The following is a 16,875-nucleotide window of genomic DNA, read 5'->3' as shown; positions in this document are numbered from 1 at the left end:
GACCGCGTCTTCAGGTACGTGAGGGGAACCCTGAGGGAATCAGATTCCCTCAGGGTTCCCCTCACGACCAACGCCGTGCCGCGCGGCACCCACGAAGACTGGGGCGCCGCGCGGGACCCGCGAAGCCTCAGGCGTCCGGATCCCGAAAGTCCTCCGGACTCACGTCGTCCAGCAAATCCCGGAACCGGCGGATCTCGTCCTCAGCGGCCTCAGCCGGTTCCTCCAGATCCCCCGCCGCCTCGAGCGCGGAGCCGAGAGACGCCTCGTCCCCCGCCGCCACCGTCACGTCGACCGCCGCCTCGTCCAGGACCGCCTCCGCGACCTCCAGCGGGGCATGCGTCCGCAGCCCGATCGCGAGCGCGTCGCTCGGGCGGGCCGAGACTCGCACGCCGCCGGTCAGGACGAGGTCCGCGTGGAAGATGCTGTCCAGCAGCTGGGTGATCTCGATCCGCTCGACGCGCTGGCCCAGCGCCGCCAGCACCTCGATGATCAGCTCGACCGTCCCCGGCCGCGCCGACACGACCTGTTCCTGCGCGGCGGCCAGTTCCTGCGCTTCCGGCGCGCCGATGGTGATGGCGAGCCACCGGCGCGAGCCGGATTCCTCGCGCAGCAGCACGACCGGCGCCGACTCCTGCGCCACCACGGCCAGCCCCTGCACCCGCACCTGCACCATGGGGGTCACCCCGCTTCCGAAAAGGTTCTCCCTGCTGACTACCCAACGCCCGGCGGTTTGTCACGCGAAATCGCCGGACGCCTCACCGGAGATTCACGCGCCACAGCAGCCGGGCGGACCCCGCGAACCAGGAGAGCGAGGCCGCAAACGTGCCCCTGCGCACAATTCGGGTGCCCGGCCGCACGTGTCGATCGCGTCGCGCCTGGGTATGCGGGAGCCATGAACGACGAGGGCCCCGGCAGCCGCGCCAGCGGCGGCATGCCAGCCGTGGACCGTTTGCTCGACGAGGTGATCGAGCTTCGGCTTCCGGCGGAGACGTACCAGATCCCGCTTGTCCGCATGCTCGCGCAGGCTGTCGCCGCGCGGGCCGATTACGGGCTCGACGCGATCGCCGACGCCAAGATGGCCGTCGACGAGGCGTGTGCCCAGGTTGTTTCGACCGCCGCCCCCGGGGCCGCGATGACCTGCCAGTTCACCGTTTCGCCCGACGGGATCCGGTTCGGCGTCCGGACCCGCACGCAGCACGCCGAGCCGCCGAGCGAGCGAAGTTTCGGCTGGCACGTGCTGACCACCCTGGCCGCCAACGTGTCGGCGCGGTGCGTGCCTGATCCCGCCGAAGGCGGCTACGCGCTCACCCTCGACCTCGATCTGCACCGGGAGGGAAGCGGGTGAACCAGCAGCCGGTCACCCGCCACCGCGACGAATACGCGCACACCGCGCCGCTGTTCGAGGAGCTCGCCGCACTGCCCGCCGACGACGGGCGGCGGCCGCGGCTGCGCGAACAGCTCGTCACCGAATTCCTGCCGGTCGCCGAGCACATCGCCACCCGGTTCACCGGGCGCGGCGAGCCCCGCGAGGACCTGGTCCAGGTCGCCCGGATCGGGTTGATCAACGCGATCGACCGGTTCACCCCGGACCGCGGCCCGGACTTCCTGTCCTTCGCGGTGCCGACGATCATGGGCGAGATCCGCCGGTACTTCCGCGACACCGGCTGGTCGGTGCGCGTGCCGCGGCGGCTCAAGGAACTGCACCTCGCGCTCAGCCGCGGTTCGGCCGCCCTGTCGCAGACGCTCGGCCGCGCGCCGACGCCCACCGAGCTCGCCGAGCACCTCGGCCTCGAACTGTCCGAGGTCCACGAAGGCCTCGTCGCGGGCCACGCATACCAGACGTTGTCCGTGGACAAGCCGGTGCACGACGACGCCGAGCCGCTGCTGCTCGCCGACACGCTCGGCAGCGACGACCCGGAGATCGAGCACATCGAGAACCACGAGGCCCTGCAGCCGCTGCTGCGCGAACTGCCCAAGCGGGAGCGCGCGATCCTGGTGATGCGGTTTTTCGGCGGCCTCACCCAGACGCAGATCGCCGAGCAGGTCGGGATCTCCCAGATGCACGTGTCCCGGCTGCTGTCGCAAACCCTCGAACAGCTGCGCGACAAGCTCACCGGCGACCCCTGAGAAAGCCCGCGACGGGGGTCGCCCGACCGGGCTTGATCCCGTTGTCGCTCTCCTTCGCAGCTGCGACGATTCGAGTCCGTCCAGTACCTGAGGAGGGCCTGATGGCTGCGAAACTCAACCCGTACATCAGCTTCGCCGGCAACGCGCGCGAGGCGATGGAGTACTACCACGGCGTGTTCGGCGGCGACCTCGCGCTGAACACCTACGGGGAGGCCGGCGCACCCGCGGAAGCCGGCAACGCGGACAACATCATGCACGCGATGCTGGAGGGCGGCAACGGGTTCACGCTCATGGCCTCCGACGTCCCGCCCGGCATGGAGCACAACCCGGGCACGAACATCTCGATCAGCCTCAGCGGCGACGACGGCGACCTGCTGCGCGGCTGCTGGGAAAAGCTGTCCGACGGCGGGACGGTGACGGTTCCGCTGGCGAAGCAGATGTGGGGCGACGAATTCGGCGCCTGCACCGACCGGTTCGGGATCTCCTGGATGGTCAACATCGGCCAGCCCGGCTGAGCCGTCGGTCAGCTCCGCACTTCCACCTCGGCCCCCAGCGGCAGCCGGTCGAAGAACAGCGCCGAATCCTCTTCGGTCAGGTGGAGGCACCCGTGCGACGGCCGGTCGAGCGGCCCGGCGTGGAAGGCGATGCCGCCCGCGGCGAAGAAGACCGAGTTCGGCATGTCGTCGCCGTACTCGTCGCTGCGGTGCACGCGGTCCTTCCACGCCACCCGGAACGTCCCGGTCGGAGTCGGCTGGCCCGGTGCGCCCGGCTCCATCGGGACCGAGCGCACCACCGCGCCGTTCTCCAGCAGCCACGCCCGCCGCAGCGAGAGGCTGGCGCACGCGCCGGTCTCGACTGAACACGGCGGGCGCGGCGGGCCGTGCGTCACCCGGGGCACGGGCAGTTCCGGCGACGGCGCCAGCGGCTGCCCGGCCGCCCGCGCCTCCGGTTCCGCCTGCGCCCCGCAGCCTGCCGCGACCGCTGCCGTCCCGGCCAGCACCATCGCGACGATCTTCCCGCGCATCCGTCCGCTCCCGCCGTTCGCTCCGCTCTAGTTCTACGGGCGAGCGGGCCGGAAGGTTGCACCGATGACGTGTCAACAACCGGTATCGTCGCGGGCGACGACGAGGAAGTGAAGCGATGGAACTCGGCATCTACAGTTTCGGCGACCGGCCCGCCGACCCGGTGACCGGCGAGCAGGTCCCGGTCGCGCAGCGGCTCGCCGAAACGCTGGAGCGGATCCGGCTGGCCGACGAGCTCGGCCTCGGCTTCTACGGCCTCGGCGAGCACCACCTGGAGCAGTTCGCGATCTCGAATCCGGCGACCGTGCTGGCCGCTGCGGCGAGCGTCACCGAGCGCATCACGCTCTCCAGCGCGGTCACCGTGCTGTCCACCGAGGACCCGGTTCGCGTGTACCAGCAGTTCACGACGCTGGACCAGCTCAGCCGCGGCCGCGCGGAACTGCTCGCCGGGCGGGGTTCGTTCACCGAGTCGTTCCCGCTGTTCGGGGCCGATCTCGCCGAGTACGACGAACTGTTCGAGGAGAAGCTGGCCCTGTTGCTGCGGCTCGACCGCGAGGACCCGATCACCTGGTCCGGCCGGTTCCGCCCGCCGCTCGCCGACGCGCACGTCTACCCGCGCCCGTACGGACGGCGGCTGCGGATTTCGGTCGGCACCGGCGGGCATCCGGAGTCGTCGGTGCGCGCCGGGCTGCTCGGCCTGCCCGTGGTGTACGCGGTGATCGGCGGCGAGCCGGAACGGTTCGCGCCGCTCGTGGACCTCTACCGCCGGGCGGGCGAAGCGGGCGGGCACTCCCCCGGCGACCTGCACGTCACGATGAGCGCGATCGGCCTCGTCGCGGAGAATTCGCAGGACGCCAAGGAGAGTTTCTACCCGTACTGGCTGGAAACGATGAAGTACGGCGCGCGGGCCCGCGGCTGGCAGATCCCGACCCGCGCGGAGTACGACGAGTACACGCGGGACGCCAGCGCGCTGTTCGTCGGCAGCCCCGACGAGGTCGCCGACCGGCTGATCACCGTCGGGAAACTCACCGGGGCCGACCGCTACGCCATGCAGATGGACTGGTCCGGCGTGCCGCACCGCAAGGTCATGAAAGCGATCGAACTGCTCGGCGCCGAGGTCCTTCCGAGGATCCGGAAGGAATTCGGCTCCTGACTGTCCACTCAGGACTTCTTGCCGCCGAGAACCTGGTGCAGCGCGGCGCCGTCGGGCACCCCGAGCCCGGTGCACGCGTCCCATCCGGCGGCGGCCGAGTACGCGCCGTTGCCGCCTTCGGTGATGTCGCGGAACCCCGGCTGCGCCTTGCCCGCGCCGACCCCTGCGTACAGCTTGCTGTGCACCAGCCCGAATCCGCGCCCGGACACCTGCGCCAGCCTCGCCAGCAACGCCGACCACAGCGGCGAAACCGCGCTCGTGCCGCCGACCACGATCTGCTGTCCGTCGACGAGAACCTGGTACCCCGTCGATGGATCCGCGTTGCCCGCCACGTCCGGGACGCCGCGACCGGGTTTCCCGTCGCCCGCTCGCGTCGGCACGCCCGCGGCCTTCTGGTAGTCCGGCACCGGGAACGCGTCGCTCACGCCGCCGCCGGTCGCCCCGCCGCCGGCGGTGTTCCAGACCGTTTCGGAGTTCACTGTGGACGGTGGGGTGCCGTCGAGCTTGGTGCCGCCGCAGGCGAGCGCGTGCGGGCTCGACGCCGGGAAATCGACGTGCTGCGCCCCGTCGGTCTGCCCGTCGGCGCTGCCGTTGTCGCCGGACGCGCAGCACACCGTCACGCCGAGCGCGGCGGCGTCGGCGAACGCCTGGTCCATCGCGGTGCGGGCCTGCGGCGTCCACTGGTCCTCGGACTGGCCCCAGCTGATGCTGACCGCGACCGGGGTCGGCGTCGCGTGCACCGCGGTGCTCACCGCGTCGAGGAAACCCTGGTCGGTGTTCGGCGCGAAGTACACGACCTGCGCGGCTCCCGGCGCGAGCGCGCCGATGACCTCGATGTCCAGCAGCACTTCCCCGTCGGCCGAATTCGGGTCGCCGGTCGGCGCGTTCTTGCCGCCGTCGACCCCGGCCGCGGTGATTTTCGGTTCGGTGATCTTCAAGCCGGCGAAGTACTTCTTGAGGTCGTCCGGTTTGTACCCGCCGCCGAGTTCGATCACCGCGACGGTCTGCCCGGTGCCGTCGGCGTCGGCCGGGAACCCGTAGAGCTGCCCGACCTGGTCCGGCGTGTACCCCTTCGCGGCGGCCTGCTTGTGCAGCCGGAACTGTGCGCGCGCCTGCGGCCGCTCGTCCAGGCCGAGCACGGCGACCACGACGTCCCCGAGGGCGGCGGGGACTTCCAGTTCCCCGCTGCGCGCGGCGAATTCGCCAGCTTCGCCGTGGCGGACGCGGTTCAGTTCGGTTTTGAACGCGGCCGTCATCGCGCGGGCCGGGCCGCGGACCGACACGCGGCGCGAGCCGGCGTGCGCGTCGGTGACGGTGAGGCCGGCGTCGGTGAGGACGGTGCGCACCAAGTCGAGGTCGTCCGCGGTGGCCCCGTAGCGTTCGGCGAAGTCCGCGGGAGCGAGCGGCTCGCTCAGCGCGGCGATGTCCAGATCGGCGCGCCGCCGCAGCACGACGGTCGCGGTGACGGTGGCGTCCGCGTCGAGCGGGCCGAGCACCTCGGCCTCGGAGAGCGCGGGACGCAGGCTTCCGGATAGCGATACCCACTGTGCGTCTGTCATCACTCCATGGTCACCCCCGCGAGCTCCGCACACCACCGTCGTATCCCCCGTCCGGCGGCAAAACCTGTCCGGTTTTTTGTCGACCCGATGGCTGGGACCGCGGATGCCGTGCTGCCCGGGCGCGCGCACAGTGTCTCCATGAAACGGATCCTGACTCTGAGCACGGCCGCCGTGCTCACGCTGGGCGCGGTGACCGCGTCCGGCAGTGCCGAGGGCGACCTGGCCGCGCACGGCTGGGTCGGCACGTGGGCGGCGTCGCCCGCGGCCGCGGTGGCGAACACGCCGCAGGGGTATCCGAACTACTCGATCCGCAACGTCGTGCACACCAGCGCGGGCGGAAATCAGGCCAGGGTAAGGCTTTCCAACACCTTCGGCACCGCGCCGCTCACCTTCGGCCACGTGACGCTCGCCGTCGCCGCCGATGGCCCGCGCGCCGCCGGCGGAACGATGCGCACGCTGACGTTCGGCGGACAGTCCACAGTGGTCGTTCCGCCCGGAGCCGAGGTGCTCAGCGACCCGGCGTGGCTGCGCGTCCCGGCCGACGCCGATCTGCTGGTGACCACCTACGTGCCCACGCCGTCCGGCCCGGTCACCTACCATCCGCTCGCCCAGCAGACGTCGTTCTTCACCCGCGCCGGCGATTTCGCGGGCGAGGAATCCGGCGCGTCGTTCACCGAGCAAACCGCGGTGTGGCACTACGTGAGCGAAGTCGACGTCCGCGGACCGGCACGCGGCACCGTAGTGACGCTCGGCGATTCGATCACCGACGGCGCGCACTCCACGCCCGGCGCGAACCGCCGCTGGCCGGACCGGCTGAGCGACCGACTGCACGGACAACTCGGCGTGCTCAACGCCGGGATCAGCGGAAACCGGCTGCTGCTAGACGGCGCCACCGCGGGCCGCAACGCACTCGCCCGACTCGCCGACGACGTCCTGACCAGCGGCGACGTCCGTACGCTGATCGTGCTCGAAGGCATCAACGACATCCAGCAGAACCCGCACCAGACCGATCCGGCGATGATCGTTTCCGCGCTGCGGCAGGTGGTCGCGCAGGCCAAGGCGCAAGGCATCCGCGTCATCGGCGGCACGCTCACGCCGTTCAAGGGCTGGAAAATCTACGACCCGACCCTGGAGAAGACCCGCCAGGCGGTGAACACCTTCATCCGCACCAGCGGAATCTACGACGGCGTCGTCGACTTCGACGCCGCCATCCGGGACCCCGCCGACCCGCTCGCCATGCTCCCCGCCTACGACTCCGGCGACCACCTTCACCCCAACGACGCCGGATACCAGCGCATGGCCGACGCGGTGCCGCTCAACCTCCTGTGACCGGAACGAGCGGCTTGCGCGGGAACGCCAGCACGGCAAGGAGACTGAGCACGCCGACTCCCACCATGTAGAGCGAGACGGACAACGAAGTCCCGGTCGAGCTCTGCAGCGACGCCGCGATCAGCGGGGCGAACCCGCCGCCCAGCACCGCGCCGACGGCGTACGCGAACGACGATCCGCTGTAGCGGAACCGGGATTCGAACAGCTCCGAGAACAACGCCGACTGCGGGCCGTACGTCGCGCCGAGGCCGATGTTCAGCACCACCACCGCGACGATCAGCAGCCACGGCTGCGCGGTGTCCACGAGCAGGAAGAACGGGATCGACCAGACCACCAGCAGCACGGAACCCGCCAAATAGACCGGTTTCCGGCCTACCGAGTCGGACCAGATCGCCGCCGCGACGATGCTCACCAGCCACACCACGCTGCCGACGATCACCACGACCAGCATCGTCGTGCTGGACAGCTTCAGCACCGAAGTGCCGTACGACAGCAGGTACGCGAAGAAGATGTAGCCGAACGCGGTGTTCGCGATGAAGCTGACCGCCGCAGCGAGCACCTGCTTCGGCCGCGCGCGCAGCACCTCCACGATCGGCAGCTTGCTCCGCTCGCCGGTGCTGCGCAGCTTCGCGAACACCGGGCTTTCCTCCACGCGCAGCCGGATCACCAGCCCGACCGCCACCAGCACGAGGCTGACCAGGAACGGGATCCGCCAGCCCCACGACCGGAACGCCTCCGGCGAGAGCGAGTTGTCGACCAGGAAGAACACCAGCTGCGCCAGAATCAGCCCGGCCGGGACGCCGATCTGCGAGAAGGATCCGTACCGGCCGCGTTTGCCTTCCGGAGCGTGCTCGACCGCCATCAGCGCCGCGCCGCCCCACTCGCCGCCGGCCGAAATCCCTTGCAGGACCCGGAGAACGACGAGCAGGATCGGCGCGATCACGCCCGCCTGGTGGTACGTCGGCAACGCCCCGACGCCCGCGGTCGCGAGCCCCATCAGCACCAGCGACGCGACCAGCATCGCCTTGCGCCCCACGCGGTCGCCGAAGTGGCCCCAGACGATCCCGCCCAGCGGCCGCGCGACGAACCCGACGCCGAGCGTCGCGAACGCGGCGAGCGTGCCGGAGGACGGAGAAAGCGACGGAAAGAAAAGCTTGTTGAACACCAAGGCGGTCGCCGTGCTGTAGGCGAAGTAGTCGTACCACTCGATCGTCGTCCCGATCGCGCTCGCGAGCGCCACCCGCCGGACCCGTCCCGCCGTGTTCACGTCCTGCTCAAGCACCACTGCCGAGCCCCCTTCTCGTTCAGGCGCGTCATCTTGGCACGGCGGCTCCCCTCCGGTCGACCACCGGAAGGCGGGGGCTTCACCCATCTCCCCGCCCCGGCCTCGCGCCGTGAGGGGAACCCTCACAGCCCCAGATTCCCTCACGGCCCTCCGGACCCGCCGGACCCGCCTCCGTCCGTGAGGGGCCCCTTCACGGAATCAGATTCCCGCAAGGAGCCCTTCACAGACCTAGGCCGCCCACCGACATGCACCCAATGTGGCGTTCGGTGCGTCCCGCGCACCCGATGCCACATTGGGTGCATGGGACGCACCCAATGTGGCATTGGGGCGCAAGCCCCAACCCTCACCCAAGCCACACCCGCGCACCCGACTCGCCCGTCATCACCATCGCCTTCGGGGCGCCGCCCGCACAAGCCGCCGCAGCACCCGACCGCCGCCGAAAAACAGGCCAGCCCTAGCCCGCCTTGGCGATCAGCTCATCCGCGACCCACTGCGCGACCCCGGCCGGATACGGCGCGGGCAGCCCGAGCACGACATGGCTGAACCCGGCCTGCAGCGCCTCCCCGACCGCCGACCGGGTCCTAGCGGGCTGGTCGTAAGACACCGGCAGGTGGATCGAGCGTGTGATCTCCGCCGGATCGCGGCCGATGTCCGCGCAGTACCCGTCCAGCATCGCGCTGCGTTCGACGGCGTCCGCGATGTCCCCGCCAGGGATGTTCCAGACGTCGGCGTGCTCGGCGACCACGCGCAGCGTCGCGCGGGCCCGGCCGCCGATGACGAACGGCGGGTGCGGGCGCTGCACCGGTTTCGGATTGCCGAACGCACCGGTCAACTGAACGTGCTGACCGGCGAAATCGAACGGCTTGTCCTCCGTCCACAGCTTCCGGATCACCGTGCACGCCTCGGCGAACCGGCCCACCGCGTCGGCGGTTTCCAGGTACGGCAGGCCGTGCGCTTCGTACTCCCGGCGAGCGAGCGGGTGACTCGGCCGGGAACCGACGCCGATACCGAAGTCGAGCCGTCCGCCGGACACGATGTCGACGGTCGCGGCGATCTTCGCCAGCATCGCCGGCGGACGGAACCGGTTACTGGTTACCAAAAGCCCGAGCCGCAGCCGTTCGGTTTGCGCGGCCAGGGCCGAAAGCAGTGTCCAGCCTTCGAAAATCGGCCCGTCCGGTTCTCCCGCGATGGGCAGGAGGTGGTCGAACAGCCAGGCGTGCTCGATCGACGGGATCGCGTCCGCATCGAGCCACACCTGCTGCAGCGAGGCGTAACTGGTCTGCATCGGCGCGGTCATGATGCCGAACCGCGGTTTCGTGGTCATCGCGGGAAGTCCTTTCACTCGTGCGATTCGACGCGGCCGAGCGGGCTGTCCTCGATCCGGGACCAGCTGTCGTCGCCCGGGATGAGCGCGCTGCGGAGGTACGCTGTGGTCAGCCGCTGCTGCAGCGCGACGCGTTCGGGGCTTTCGTCGGTGGTTTCTTTGTGCTCGTAGCCCGAGATGCCGCCGAGCGAATGCTCCGCGCCGAAGAGCGTCAGCAGGCTCTTCTCCCCCGGGCTGAGCCGGTAGGCGTCGGTGAACCAGTCCGGGCCGCGCACGGACAGCATCGAATCGTCCTGATCCCCGGCGATGAACAGCGCGGGAGCCTTCAGATCGTCGAAACTCGGGCTCATGAACGGGAAATGCTCAGCCGCGAACGGCGACAGGTCCGCGCCGCCGATGCCGGTGAGCGCGAACAGCACCCCGGCGCTCACGCGCGAATCGGACAGATCCTCCCCGATGCTGCCGTCCGCTTCGACAATGCGCGCGCCCAGCAGCATGCTCGCCGACTGCGCGCCCCAGGAATGCCCGGCGACGGCGATCCGGCCGCGGTCGACTCGCCCGCTGAGCCCAGGCACCGCAGCTTCGACGGTGTCCAGCTGGTCAATAACGTGCCGGAGGTCGTCGACGCGCAGCCGCCAGATGTTCGGCGTGCGCGGGTCTTCCGCGGGCAGGGCGCGGGTCCGCGCATCGAGGTGAGTCGGTTGCACGACAACGAATCCGTGCGCGGCCCAGTAGTCGGCGAGCGGAGCGTAACTGTCGAGGGACTGGCTGAAGCCGTGCGAGAACACGATCACCGGGAGGTCCCCGCCGGTCACCGGGGCGGACACGCGCACCGGCAGGTCCTCGCCCCGGCCCGGCGCGTCGAGCCGCACCGGTTTGACCGAGACGACCGGAGCCGAGAGCTGTACTGCGGACATGGGAGTACCTTCTTTCGCCGTCGGGCGCGAGGGTGTGGTGGCCGGCGGCCCGATCTGGCATCATGAGCAAACGGAACGTTGCTCCGGTAACTATACGGAACACTGTTCCGCTTGTCCACCGGCGGCACGCGGAGGGAGTGGCACGTGGGTGAGAACGCGGGAGCCCGCGCGAAACGGGCGGACGCCCGGCGCAACGAGAAAACCCTGCTCGACGCGGCGTCGGCGGTCTTCGTCGAATCCGGGGTCGACGCACCGGTGCGCGACATCGCGACCAGGGCGGGCGTCGGCGTCGGCACGATCTACCGGCACTTCCCCACCCGCGCGGACCTGATCATCGCGGTCTACCGGCACCAGGTCGAAGCGTGCGCCGACGCGGGGCCGAAACTGCTGGCGGACAACGATTCCCCGCACGCCGCGCTCGCGCAGTGGATCGACCTGTTCGTCGACTTCCTCGTCACGAAGCACGGGCTGGCCGGGATCATGCAGTCCGACCACAGCGGCTTCGAGGCCCTGCACTCGTACTTCCTGGAGCGGCTTGTGCCGGTGTGCACCGAGTTGCTCGATGCCGCCGCGAAGGCCGGGGAAATCCACACCGACCTGGAGGCGGTGCACCTGATGCGGGGCGTGGGGAACTTGTGTATCGGCGCGGAAGCCGACGACAGCTACGACGCGCGCCGCCTGGCCGCGCTGCTGATTACTGGGTTGCGGCAAGCCGAGTAAGGATGTCCTCGGACGCGCAGCCGAGTCCGCCTAGGCCTGGCCGCGCGTTCCTGGATGACGGTTCACCGCGCCGGAACCTCGACCTCGTCCGGACGCCGTTCCGGACGTAGCCCCCGCCAAGCCGTATGCCGCAACCGGCCGTCCCCCGGCGTCAGGCGGCGGTACACCACCTCGCCGACCACTTCCGGGTTCAGCCAATGTGCGCCGCGCGCCCGGTCGCGCGGCACCTGGTCGGCGAACGGGCTTGTCTTGCGCTCCAACGGAACCAGCTGCGCCTGAAGATCCTGAAGCATCGCGTCGGTGAAGCCGGTGCCGACGTCGCCCAGGTACCGCAGCTCCCCCGAATCCGGGTCGTGCGCGCCGAGCAGCAGCGCGCCGATCGTGCCTTCACGGCGGCCCTGTCCCGGACGCCAGCCGCCGAGGATCACCTCGGTCGTCTGCACCAGCGGGTGTTTGAGCCATTCCGGACTGCGCCGTCCCGGGTGGTACCGCGACGTGCGGGCCTTCACCATCAGGCCTTCGAGCATCATTTTCCGCGCGACGTCGAGCAGCCCGGCCGGGGTCATGCCGTCTTCGGCGAGGTCGCTGTGCCGGTACCAGGGCGTGATCGCGACCAGCTGCCGGTCCGGCGGCTCGATCTCGGCGAGAATCTCGCGGCGCTCCTCGTACGGCGCGTCGAGCAGGCTTTCACCGTCCAGGCTCAGGATGTCGAAGGCGAAGTACGCGACGGCCTGCCAGGTGCGGTTCTGCAGGAGCCCGAAATCGGGGCGGCCGTGCTCGTCGAGGGCGACGATCTCGCCGTCGAGCACCGCGGGACGGCCGCCGAGCGCGTCGCCGAGCGCGCCGGACAGCTGTGGGAACCTGGTGGTGAAGTCGTTGTCGTTGCGGCTGGTCAGCAACGTGCTCCCGTCCGGCGCGACGCGCATGGTCGCCCGGTAACCGTCCCATTTGAACTCGTAGGCGTACGCCGGATCGTCGCGCAGCGTGCCGCCGTCGGGCGACGCCAGCATCGGCTCTATCGCGGGCGGCATGCCGCGGGACGGTTCGGACATTCGGGCACCTCCGCGCACCACCGTAAGCCGAACCCGCCGGATCCGCCGCCGTAAGATGGCGGAGTCCACGATGGAGGGGGCCAGGACCGGTGCCGAGCAAGGATTTCGAACGGATCATCCGCAAGCTGCGCGAGGTCGAACGCGCCAGCGGCCGCGACTACACGTCGTTCAGCGTGCGCGGCAAGCGCTTCGGCTACCACTGGCCGCGCACCGACACGGTCGGGCTGAAGCAGACCATCGCGGAACAGCAGGCGCTCGTCGCGGAACGCCCGGACGTTTTCGAGGAGCAGTTCACCTCCGGCGGGTTCGGCTGGGTGGTGGTGCAGCTGAGCGGCATCGAGGCCGACGAACTGGCCGAACTCGTGTACGAGGCGTGGCGGCTTTCCGCCCCGGAAGACCTGGCGGCCGAGGTCCCGCTGCCGCAGCTCTGACAATCCGGCAAATCGGGTAACGACCCGGCGGGTTCCGGCGATCTTCTTCGTGTTCTGGCGAAGGGGGTCTGCGGTGTCGCGGCGGTCGGTGCAGGTGCTGGTGGCGTTCGGGGTGCTGGCCGTGGGGGTGTTCCTGGTGTGGCAGCCGCTTTTCGCCGCTGGGACCGATCGCGCGTGCCTCCTGGGCCAGGACCAGCCCCCTTCGTGCGGCCCGTTCTACGCCAACCCGCAGGAGTGGGGCAAGGTTCTGATCGGCGGGGCGATTCTGGCGCTGCTCTACTTGCGCTACCTCGCCGACCGCAAACAGGTTCTGTGAGCCGGAGTCCACATCGGACCGGGCCGCCGCCGACCCGGCTCAGGGCGCGGCGCTGAAAACCCCGCCCACCGCAGAGCGCTTCCGTTGGCCGGAGTCGTATCGGGCTGATCCGCCGCGGTCAGCCCGCCGCAAGGCGCGGCGCTGAAACCTCGCCGACCGGTTCCGTTGGCCGGATCCGCATCAGGCCAATCCGTCTGCCGCCAACGCGTCTCAGCGAACGGTCTGATCTGCTTGCCCGACCGCGGCCCCGCCCCGCCGCGTCCACATCGGACCGTCCACAAACGACAGTGCGCCCCGGCCGACAAGGCCGGGGCGCACCAAAAGTCACCAGGGATTGTTGTCCTGCTCGTCCGGATCGATCCCGCCCGGACGGCGGCCCTGCGGCGGCGAAGCGGGCCCGCCCGGCGCGGGCGGCGTCGCGGGCGGACGCGGGGCGCCCCCCGCGGGAGGCGGCGTCTTGGCGGGCGGCTCCGGCTGCTCCTCCGCGCTGTCCTGCTGCTCGGCCGGGTCCGGGTCGGGATCCGGGAAGCGGTTGCGGAGCGAATCGAGCATGACGGCACGGGTGTCCGGGTCCTCGTCGCCCAGGCTGCGGCCCATGACCTCGGCCACGCGGTCGGTGATGCCCGACTGCGCCTTCCGCATGGTCTCGAGCACCATCCTGGAGAGCTCCTCCGGCGGGATGGTGCGCGTGCGGGAGCTGAACACCAGGTCGGACACGACCCCGTCGGCCCCGACGGTGACCTTGACGGTCCCGTCCGGGCTCGTCGCGGTCAGCCGCAGCTGTTCGGTTTCCTGCTGGGCCGCCGCGTAGCGCTCCGCCTTGCGGGCGAACCCGGCCGCCCATTCGTCCATTCGCCGGATTGCGTCGTCGGGGTCCCTGATCAGGTCACCCAGCCCACCCGCGCTGGTCATGCTTTTCGTTCTCCTCGAATCCCGTCACCCGCGCCGCCTGCGGGCGGGTCCAATCCTCGCCGCGACGGGCACCGTCATCTGTCGACGGTACCCGCCCGCCGCGGCGCCGCGAGAGCGCCACCGCTTCGCTACGCCTCGCCCGGCGAAACGCCCCGGTCGACCGGCTGCGCGACGTCGACCCGCTGCTTCGGCTGCAAGGGCTCCGCGCTGTCGTACCGGGCCTCCGCGGGCACGCCGTCCCGGTTGAACGGCGCGTTCTGCCCGGTCGGAGCCTGCACGCCGCCGACGCGGAACCGCTCCTTGAGCTCCCCGCTGTCGGTCTTGCTGAGCATCCCCTCGGTCGCGACCTTCTTGAACGGCTTCGATTGCCCCTCGTCGCCCTCCTGGTAGGACTTCGCGGCGGTCCGGACGTTGTCCGAGGTCGCCTGGACGCCCTCGATCGCCCCGCTGATCGCTTCCTTCGCCTTCTCGCCGGTCGGGTTGATGATCGGCGGGAGGAAAGCGCACAGCAGCCCGTACGCGTCGTCGGACATCGCGTAGTTCGCCGCCTGCGCCGCGGTGTTCAGCCGGTCCACCAGGCCGTCCAGGTGGCTCGCGTGCGCCACGAGGTCGTCGGGTTCTACGCGGAACCCCTGTGCGCCTCCGCTCATCGCCGCCTCACTTCCAGTCCTTGTTCTTCCAGTCGCCGATCACCGGCGGGGCGACGACCTCGTCCGGCGCGAAGAACGACGGATCGTCCGACTCGACGAAGCTCGCGACCTTGTGTTCCTTGTCCTCCGGGCCCTTGCCGCCCTTGCCGCCGCCCATGGCTCCCATGCCGGGAGCGCCGGTCGCGCCCTTGCCGCCGGCGCCGCCCGAGCCGGGGCCGCCGCGCCCGGCGACGCCTTCCTCGGCCGCGCCGGAGCCGCCCGCGCCGCTGAACGCGCCGCCGGAGCCGCCCTTGGCTCCGCCGAGACCGCCCGCGCCGCCGCCGAGCCTGCTGCTGATGCTCTCGCCGTTGACGCCGCCGACCTTGCCGATGCCGCCGAGCTTCTCGCCGCTCGGGCCGGTGCCGCCGCCGGGGAACAGCGGTTTGCCGTCCGGGCCGATCTTGCCGGGGTTGAACGGCTTGATCCCGCCCGGGCCCTCGGGGATCGAGGGCTTGAACGGCTGCGGCTTGTACGGGGTCGGCTTGTACGGGTCGCCGTCCTTGCCGGTCGGGAAGGACGGGATGGGCGGCGGGTTGAAACCCGGGCCGGTGCCGCCGGGGTTGCCGCCGCCAGGGATCGGCGGGATGTTCGGCGGGGTGAAGCCGGGGCCGGGGTTGCCGCCGCCGGGACCCGGAATGGGCGGGATGTTCGGCGGGGTGAAGCCCTGCGCCTTGGTCGAATCCGGGTTGGTGTCCGGGATGGACGGGAACGAGCCGCCGGGCCCGCCGGGGACGCCGCCCGGTCCGCCGGTGGCTCCGCCGGGGCCGCCCTGCGGGATCTGCAGCGACGCGGGATCGAACCTGCGCTCGGGGCTCTGTCCGCCGGGGCCTCCGGGGACCCCGCCCGGTCCGCCGCCGCCGGGTCCGCCGCCCGGGCCGTACGGCTTGCCGTCCGGTCCGATCGGCCGTCCGTCGGGGCCGATCGGCTGCCCGTTCGGGCCCACTGTCGTCCCCGGCGGGCCGATCGGCTTGCCGTCGGGACCCAGCGGACGCCCGTCCGGGCCGATGAGCTGGCCGTTCGGGCCGACCGTGGTCCCGGGCGGGCCGATCGGGTTGCCGTCGGGGCCGAGCGGCCGTCCGTCCGGGCCGACCCGCACCCCGCCCGGAGCGCCCGCGCCGCCGCCGGGCTTCATCGGGGTGCCCTTGAGCATCGGGGACATCTGCGCGGTGGGCAGCTTCGGCGGCTCGGCGAACCGGGGCGTGGCGACCGCGCCGCCGATCGTCTGGTCGTACCGCGTCATGATCTGCGCGGCCTGGTCCCGGGCCGCCTGCTGGTCGTTGTACGTCTTCATGGCCGAGGAGTAGGCCAGCACGTACGCGGTCGGGTCCTTGATCGTCATCAGGACCTTGTTCGCGTCCTGCGCCGAGAACTTCACCGGCGGGTTGGCGTTCATCGCCTTCTGCGTCTCGTTGAGCGCCTGGGAGTGGACCTCCTGCTGGCGCCCGGTCAGCGTCGCGCCCTGCGCGGTGGTGCCGAGCCACTTGCCGACGTTGGCGAGGTGCACGCGCGCCGCGTCGCCGGCGTCGCCCTTCCAGTTCGAGGTGCTCGCGTTGATCGCGTCGCCGAGGTTCTTCTGGTGCGTCGCCAGCTCGTTGCCGAGGCTCACCCATGCCTCCGAGGACTCGGCCACCCCGGCCGGGTCCGCGTGCGTGGTGATGGCGTCGATCATCTGCTCGTGCGTCGCGTTCTTCCAGTCGGTGTGCGGCGCGGCGCCCGGGTCGCGCATCTCGAGGTCCTTGCCGAGATGCTTCTTCGACTCCTCCAGGTTCCGCTGGTACATCGCCTGGATCAGCTGGTCGCGCGCCTTCCCCTGGACGTTCGGCAGCAGCCAGCCGTTGAAGATCGCGTCGATCTTCGTGGTCGCGTCCTGGCGCAGCTGGTCGCCCGAGGCCACGTCGTCCGGGCGGACCGGGCCGATGTAGTACTTCGACGAGGGGTCCAGCGTCGGGTTGTAGAGCGCGGTGTTGCCGGGGTCGTAGTCCGTCGAGGACGGATCGGAGACGGACTCGGCGGTCGGTTGCTTCTTGTCGGCCACTGGT

The 16,875-nt window shown here is 71.0% G+C and carries 17 protein-coding genes and 1 pseudogene; 8 read left to right on the top strand and 10 right to left on the bottom strand.

Annotated elements, in window-relative coordinates:
* Window positions 1-127: 127 nt before the first annotated feature.
* Entirely contained in the window at window positions 128-673 is a 546-nt protein-coding gene (locus ACWDNU_RS27925) for a bifunctional nuclease family protein (RefSeq protein WP_449671079.1), read from the bottom strand.
* 219 nt (window positions 674-892) lie between these two features.
* On the opposite strand from ACWDNU_RS27925, the gene ACWDNU_RS27920 reads away from it, so the two are divergent.
* The 3 genes from ACWDNU_RS27920 (at window position 893) to ACWDNU_RS27910 (ending at window position 2,642) form a co-directional block, all read left to right on the top strand.
* Window positions 893-1,345, top strand: coding sequence for an ATP-binding protein (locus tag ACWDNU_RS27920; protein WP_449671078.1), 453 nt, complete (start codon window positions 893-895; stop codon window positions 1,343-1,345).
* Window positions 1,342-2,127 (top strand): SigB/SigF/SigG family RNA polymerase sigma factor, encoded by a 786-nt coding sequence (locus ACWDNU_RS27915; protein ID WP_370936578.1) that lies wholly within the window; start codon window positions 1,342-1,344, stop codon window positions 2,125-2,127. The genes ACWDNU_RS27920 and ACWDNU_RS27915 overlap by 4 nt, the downstream gene beginning before the upstream one ends.
* Before the next feature lie 101 nt (window positions 2,128-2,228).
* Window positions 2,229-2,642 (top strand): VOC family protein, encoded by a 414-nt coding sequence (locus ACWDNU_RS27910; protein ID WP_449671077.1) that lies wholly within the window; start codon window positions 2,229-2,231, stop codon window positions 2,640-2,642.
* 8 nt (window positions 2,643-2,650) lie between these two features.
* On the opposite strand, the gene ACWDNU_RS27905 is transcribed toward ACWDNU_RS27910, so the two are convergent.
* On the bottom strand, window positions 2,651-3,151 hold the full coding sequence (locus tag ACWDNU_RS27905) for a L,D-transpeptidase family protein (RefSeq protein ID WP_449671076.1): 501 nt from the start codon (window positions 3,149-3,151) through the stop codon (window positions 2,651-2,653).
* Between the two features lie 116 nt (window positions 3,152-3,267).
* Between ACWDNU_RS27905 and ACWDNU_RS27900 the strand changes: the two genes are divergently transcribed.
* Window positions 3,268-4,302 (top strand): LLM class flavin-dependent oxidoreductase, encoded by a 1,035-nt coding sequence (locus ACWDNU_RS27900; protein ID WP_370936575.1) that lies wholly within the window; start codon window positions 3,268-3,270, stop codon window positions 4,300-4,302.
* Between the two features lie 8 nt (window positions 4,303-4,310).
* On the opposite strand, the gene ACWDNU_RS27895 is transcribed toward ACWDNU_RS27900, so the two are convergent.
* A complete protein-coding gene (locus ACWDNU_RS27895; RefSeq protein WP_449671075.1) occupies window positions 4,311-5,861 on the bottom strand; it encodes a S53 family peptidase in 1,551 nt (516 codons plus the stop codon).
* Between the two features lie 138 nt (window positions 5,862-5,999).
* Between ACWDNU_RS27895 and ACWDNU_RS27890 the strand changes: the two genes are divergently transcribed.
* Window positions 6,000-7,190 (top strand): SGNH/GDSL hydrolase family protein, encoded by a 1,191-nt coding sequence (locus tag ACWDNU_RS27890; protein WP_449671074.1) that lies wholly within the window; start codon window positions 6,000-6,002, stop codon window positions 7,188-7,190.
* Here ACWDNU_RS27890 and ACWDNU_RS27885 read toward each other — a convergent pair.
* The 3 genes from ACWDNU_RS27885 to ACWDNU_RS27875 form a co-directional block, all read right to left on the bottom strand.
* Entirely contained in the window at window positions 7,177-8,475 is a 1,299-nt protein-coding gene (locus ACWDNU_RS27885; RefSeq protein WP_449671073.1) for an MFS transporter, read from the bottom strand. The two genes, ACWDNU_RS27890 and ACWDNU_RS27885, sit on opposite strands and share 14 nt — an antisense overlap.
* Before the next feature lie 454 nt (window positions 8,476-8,929).
* A complete protein-coding gene (locus ACWDNU_RS27880) occupies window positions 8,930-9,799 on the bottom strand; it encodes an LLM class flavin-dependent oxidoreductase (protein WP_449671072.1) in 870 nt (289 codons plus the stop codon).
* Window positions 9,800-9,813: 14 nt separating this feature from the next.
* Window positions 9,814-10,716 (bottom strand): alpha/beta hydrolase family protein, encoded by a 903-nt coding sequence (locus ACWDNU_RS27875; RefSeq protein WP_449671071.1) that lies wholly within the window; start codon window positions 10,714-10,716, stop codon window positions 9,814-9,816.
* Between the two features lie 144 nt (window positions 10,717-10,860).
* On the opposite strand from ACWDNU_RS27875, the gene ACWDNU_RS27870 reads away from it, so the two are divergent.
* Window positions 10,861-11,436: a TetR/AcrR family transcriptional regulator gene (locus ACWDNU_RS27870; RefSeq protein WP_370936567.1), complete on the top strand. Its 576-nt coding sequence runs from the start codon at window positions 10,861-10,863 to the stop codon at window positions 11,434-11,436.
* A gap of 62 nt (window positions 11,437-11,498) precedes the next feature.
* Here the strand turns inward: ACWDNU_RS27870 and ligD are convergent, their stop codons facing one another.
* Window positions 11,499-12,488 (bottom strand): non-homologous end-joining DNA ligase, encoded by a 990-nt coding sequence (gene ligD / locus ACWDNU_RS27865; protein WP_449671070.1) that lies wholly within the window; start codon window positions 12,486-12,488, stop codon window positions 11,499-11,501.
* A gap of 89 nt (window positions 12,489-12,577) precedes the next feature.
* On the opposite strand from ligD, the gene ACWDNU_RS27860 reads away from it, so the two are divergent.
* Window positions 12,578-12,919, top strand: a complete 342-nt coding sequence (locus ACWDNU_RS27860) for an MmcQ/YjbR family DNA-binding protein (protein WP_449671069.1) — start codon at window positions 12,578-12,580, stop codon at window positions 12,917-12,919.
* Window positions 12,920-12,992: 73 nt separating this feature from the next.
* Entirely contained in the window at window positions 12,993-13,235 is a 243-nt protein-coding gene (locus ACWDNU_RS27855; protein WP_449671068.1) for a hypothetical protein, read from the top strand.
* Between the two features lie 324 nt (window positions 13,236-13,559).
* Here the strand turns inward: ACWDNU_RS27855 and ACWDNU_RS27850 are convergent, their stop codons facing one another.
* The 3 genes and pseudogenes from ACWDNU_RS27850 to ACWDNU_RS27840 all read right to left on the bottom strand — a co-directional run bounded on the left by ACWDNU_RS27850 (window position 13,560) and on the right by ACWDNU_RS27840 (window position 16,871).
* A complete protein-coding gene (locus ACWDNU_RS27850) occupies window positions 13,560-14,147 on the bottom strand; it encodes a YbaB/EbfC family nucleoid-associated protein (protein ID WP_370936563.1) in 588 nt (195 codons plus the stop codon).
* A gap of 350 nt (window positions 14,148-14,497) precedes the next feature.
* A pseudogene (locus tag ACWDNU_RS27845) lies at window positions 14,498-14,797 on the bottom strand (type VII secretion target); the annotation flags it as partial.
* Window positions 14,798-14,804: 7 nt separating this feature from the next.
* Window positions 14,805-16,871 carry a PPE domain-containing protein gene (locus ACWDNU_RS27840; protein ID WP_449671067.1) on the bottom strand — a complete coding sequence of 689 codons (2,067 nt, stop codon included), beginning with the start codon at window positions 16,869-16,871 and terminating at the stop codon, window positions 14,805-14,807.
* Between the last annotated feature and the right edge of the window lie 4 nt (window positions 16,872-16,875).

It is taken from the genome of Amycolatopsis sp. NPDC003676 (assembly GCF_053587275.1).
The sequence above is the reverse complement of the archived record's forward strand: the minus strand, read 5'-3'. Positions and strand labels throughout refer to the sequence as shown.

What these genes read in the sequence shown, in the direction of transcription:
- ligD (WP_449671070.1), bottom strand. Translation starts at nt 12,488, where the DNA reads ATGTCCGAACCGTCCCGCGGCATGCCGCCCGCGATAGAGCCGATGCTG.
- ACWDNU_RS27900 (WP_370936575.1), top strand. Translation starts at nt 3,268, where the DNA reads ATGGAACTCGGCATCTACAGTTTCGGCGACCGGCCCGCCGACCCGGTG.
- ACWDNU_RS27905 (WP_449671076.1), bottom strand. Translation starts at nt 3,151, where the DNA reads ATGCGCGGGAAGATCGTCGCGATGGTGCTGGCCGGGACGGCAGCGGTC.
- ACWDNU_RS27880 (WP_449671072.1), bottom strand. Translation starts at nt 9,799, where the DNA reads ATGACCACGAAACCGCGGTTCGGCATCATGACCGCGCCGATGCAGACC.
- ACWDNU_RS27895 (WP_449671075.1), bottom strand. Translation starts at nt 5,861, where the DNA reads ATGACAGACGCACAGTGGGTATCGCTATCCGGAAGCCTGCGTCCCGCG.
- ACWDNU_RS27925 (WP_449671079.1), bottom strand. Translation starts at nt 673, where the DNA reads ATGGTGCAGGTGCGGGTGCAGGGGCTGGCCGTGGTGGCGCAGGAGTCG.
- ACWDNU_RS27910 (WP_449671077.1), top strand. Translation starts at nt 2,229, where the DNA reads ATGGCTGCGAAACTCAACCCGTACATCAGCTTCGCCGGCAACGCGCGC.
- ACWDNU_RS27920 (WP_449671078.1), top strand. Translation starts at nt 893, where the DNA reads ATGAACGACGAGGGCCCCGGCAGCCGCGCCAGCGGCGGCATGCCAGCC.
- ACWDNU_RS27850 (WP_370936563.1), bottom strand. Translation starts at nt 14,147, where the DNA reads ATGACCAGCGCGGGTGGGCTGGGTGACCTGATCAGGGACCCCGACGAC.
- ACWDNU_RS27890 (WP_449671074.1), top strand. Translation starts at nt 6,000, where the DNA reads ATGAAACGGATCCTGACTCTGAGCACGGCCGCCGTGCTCACGCTGGGC.
- ACWDNU_RS27875 (WP_449671071.1), bottom strand. Translation starts at nt 10,716, where the DNA reads ATGTCCGCAGTACAGCTCTCGGCTCCGGTCGTCTCGGTCAAACCGGTG.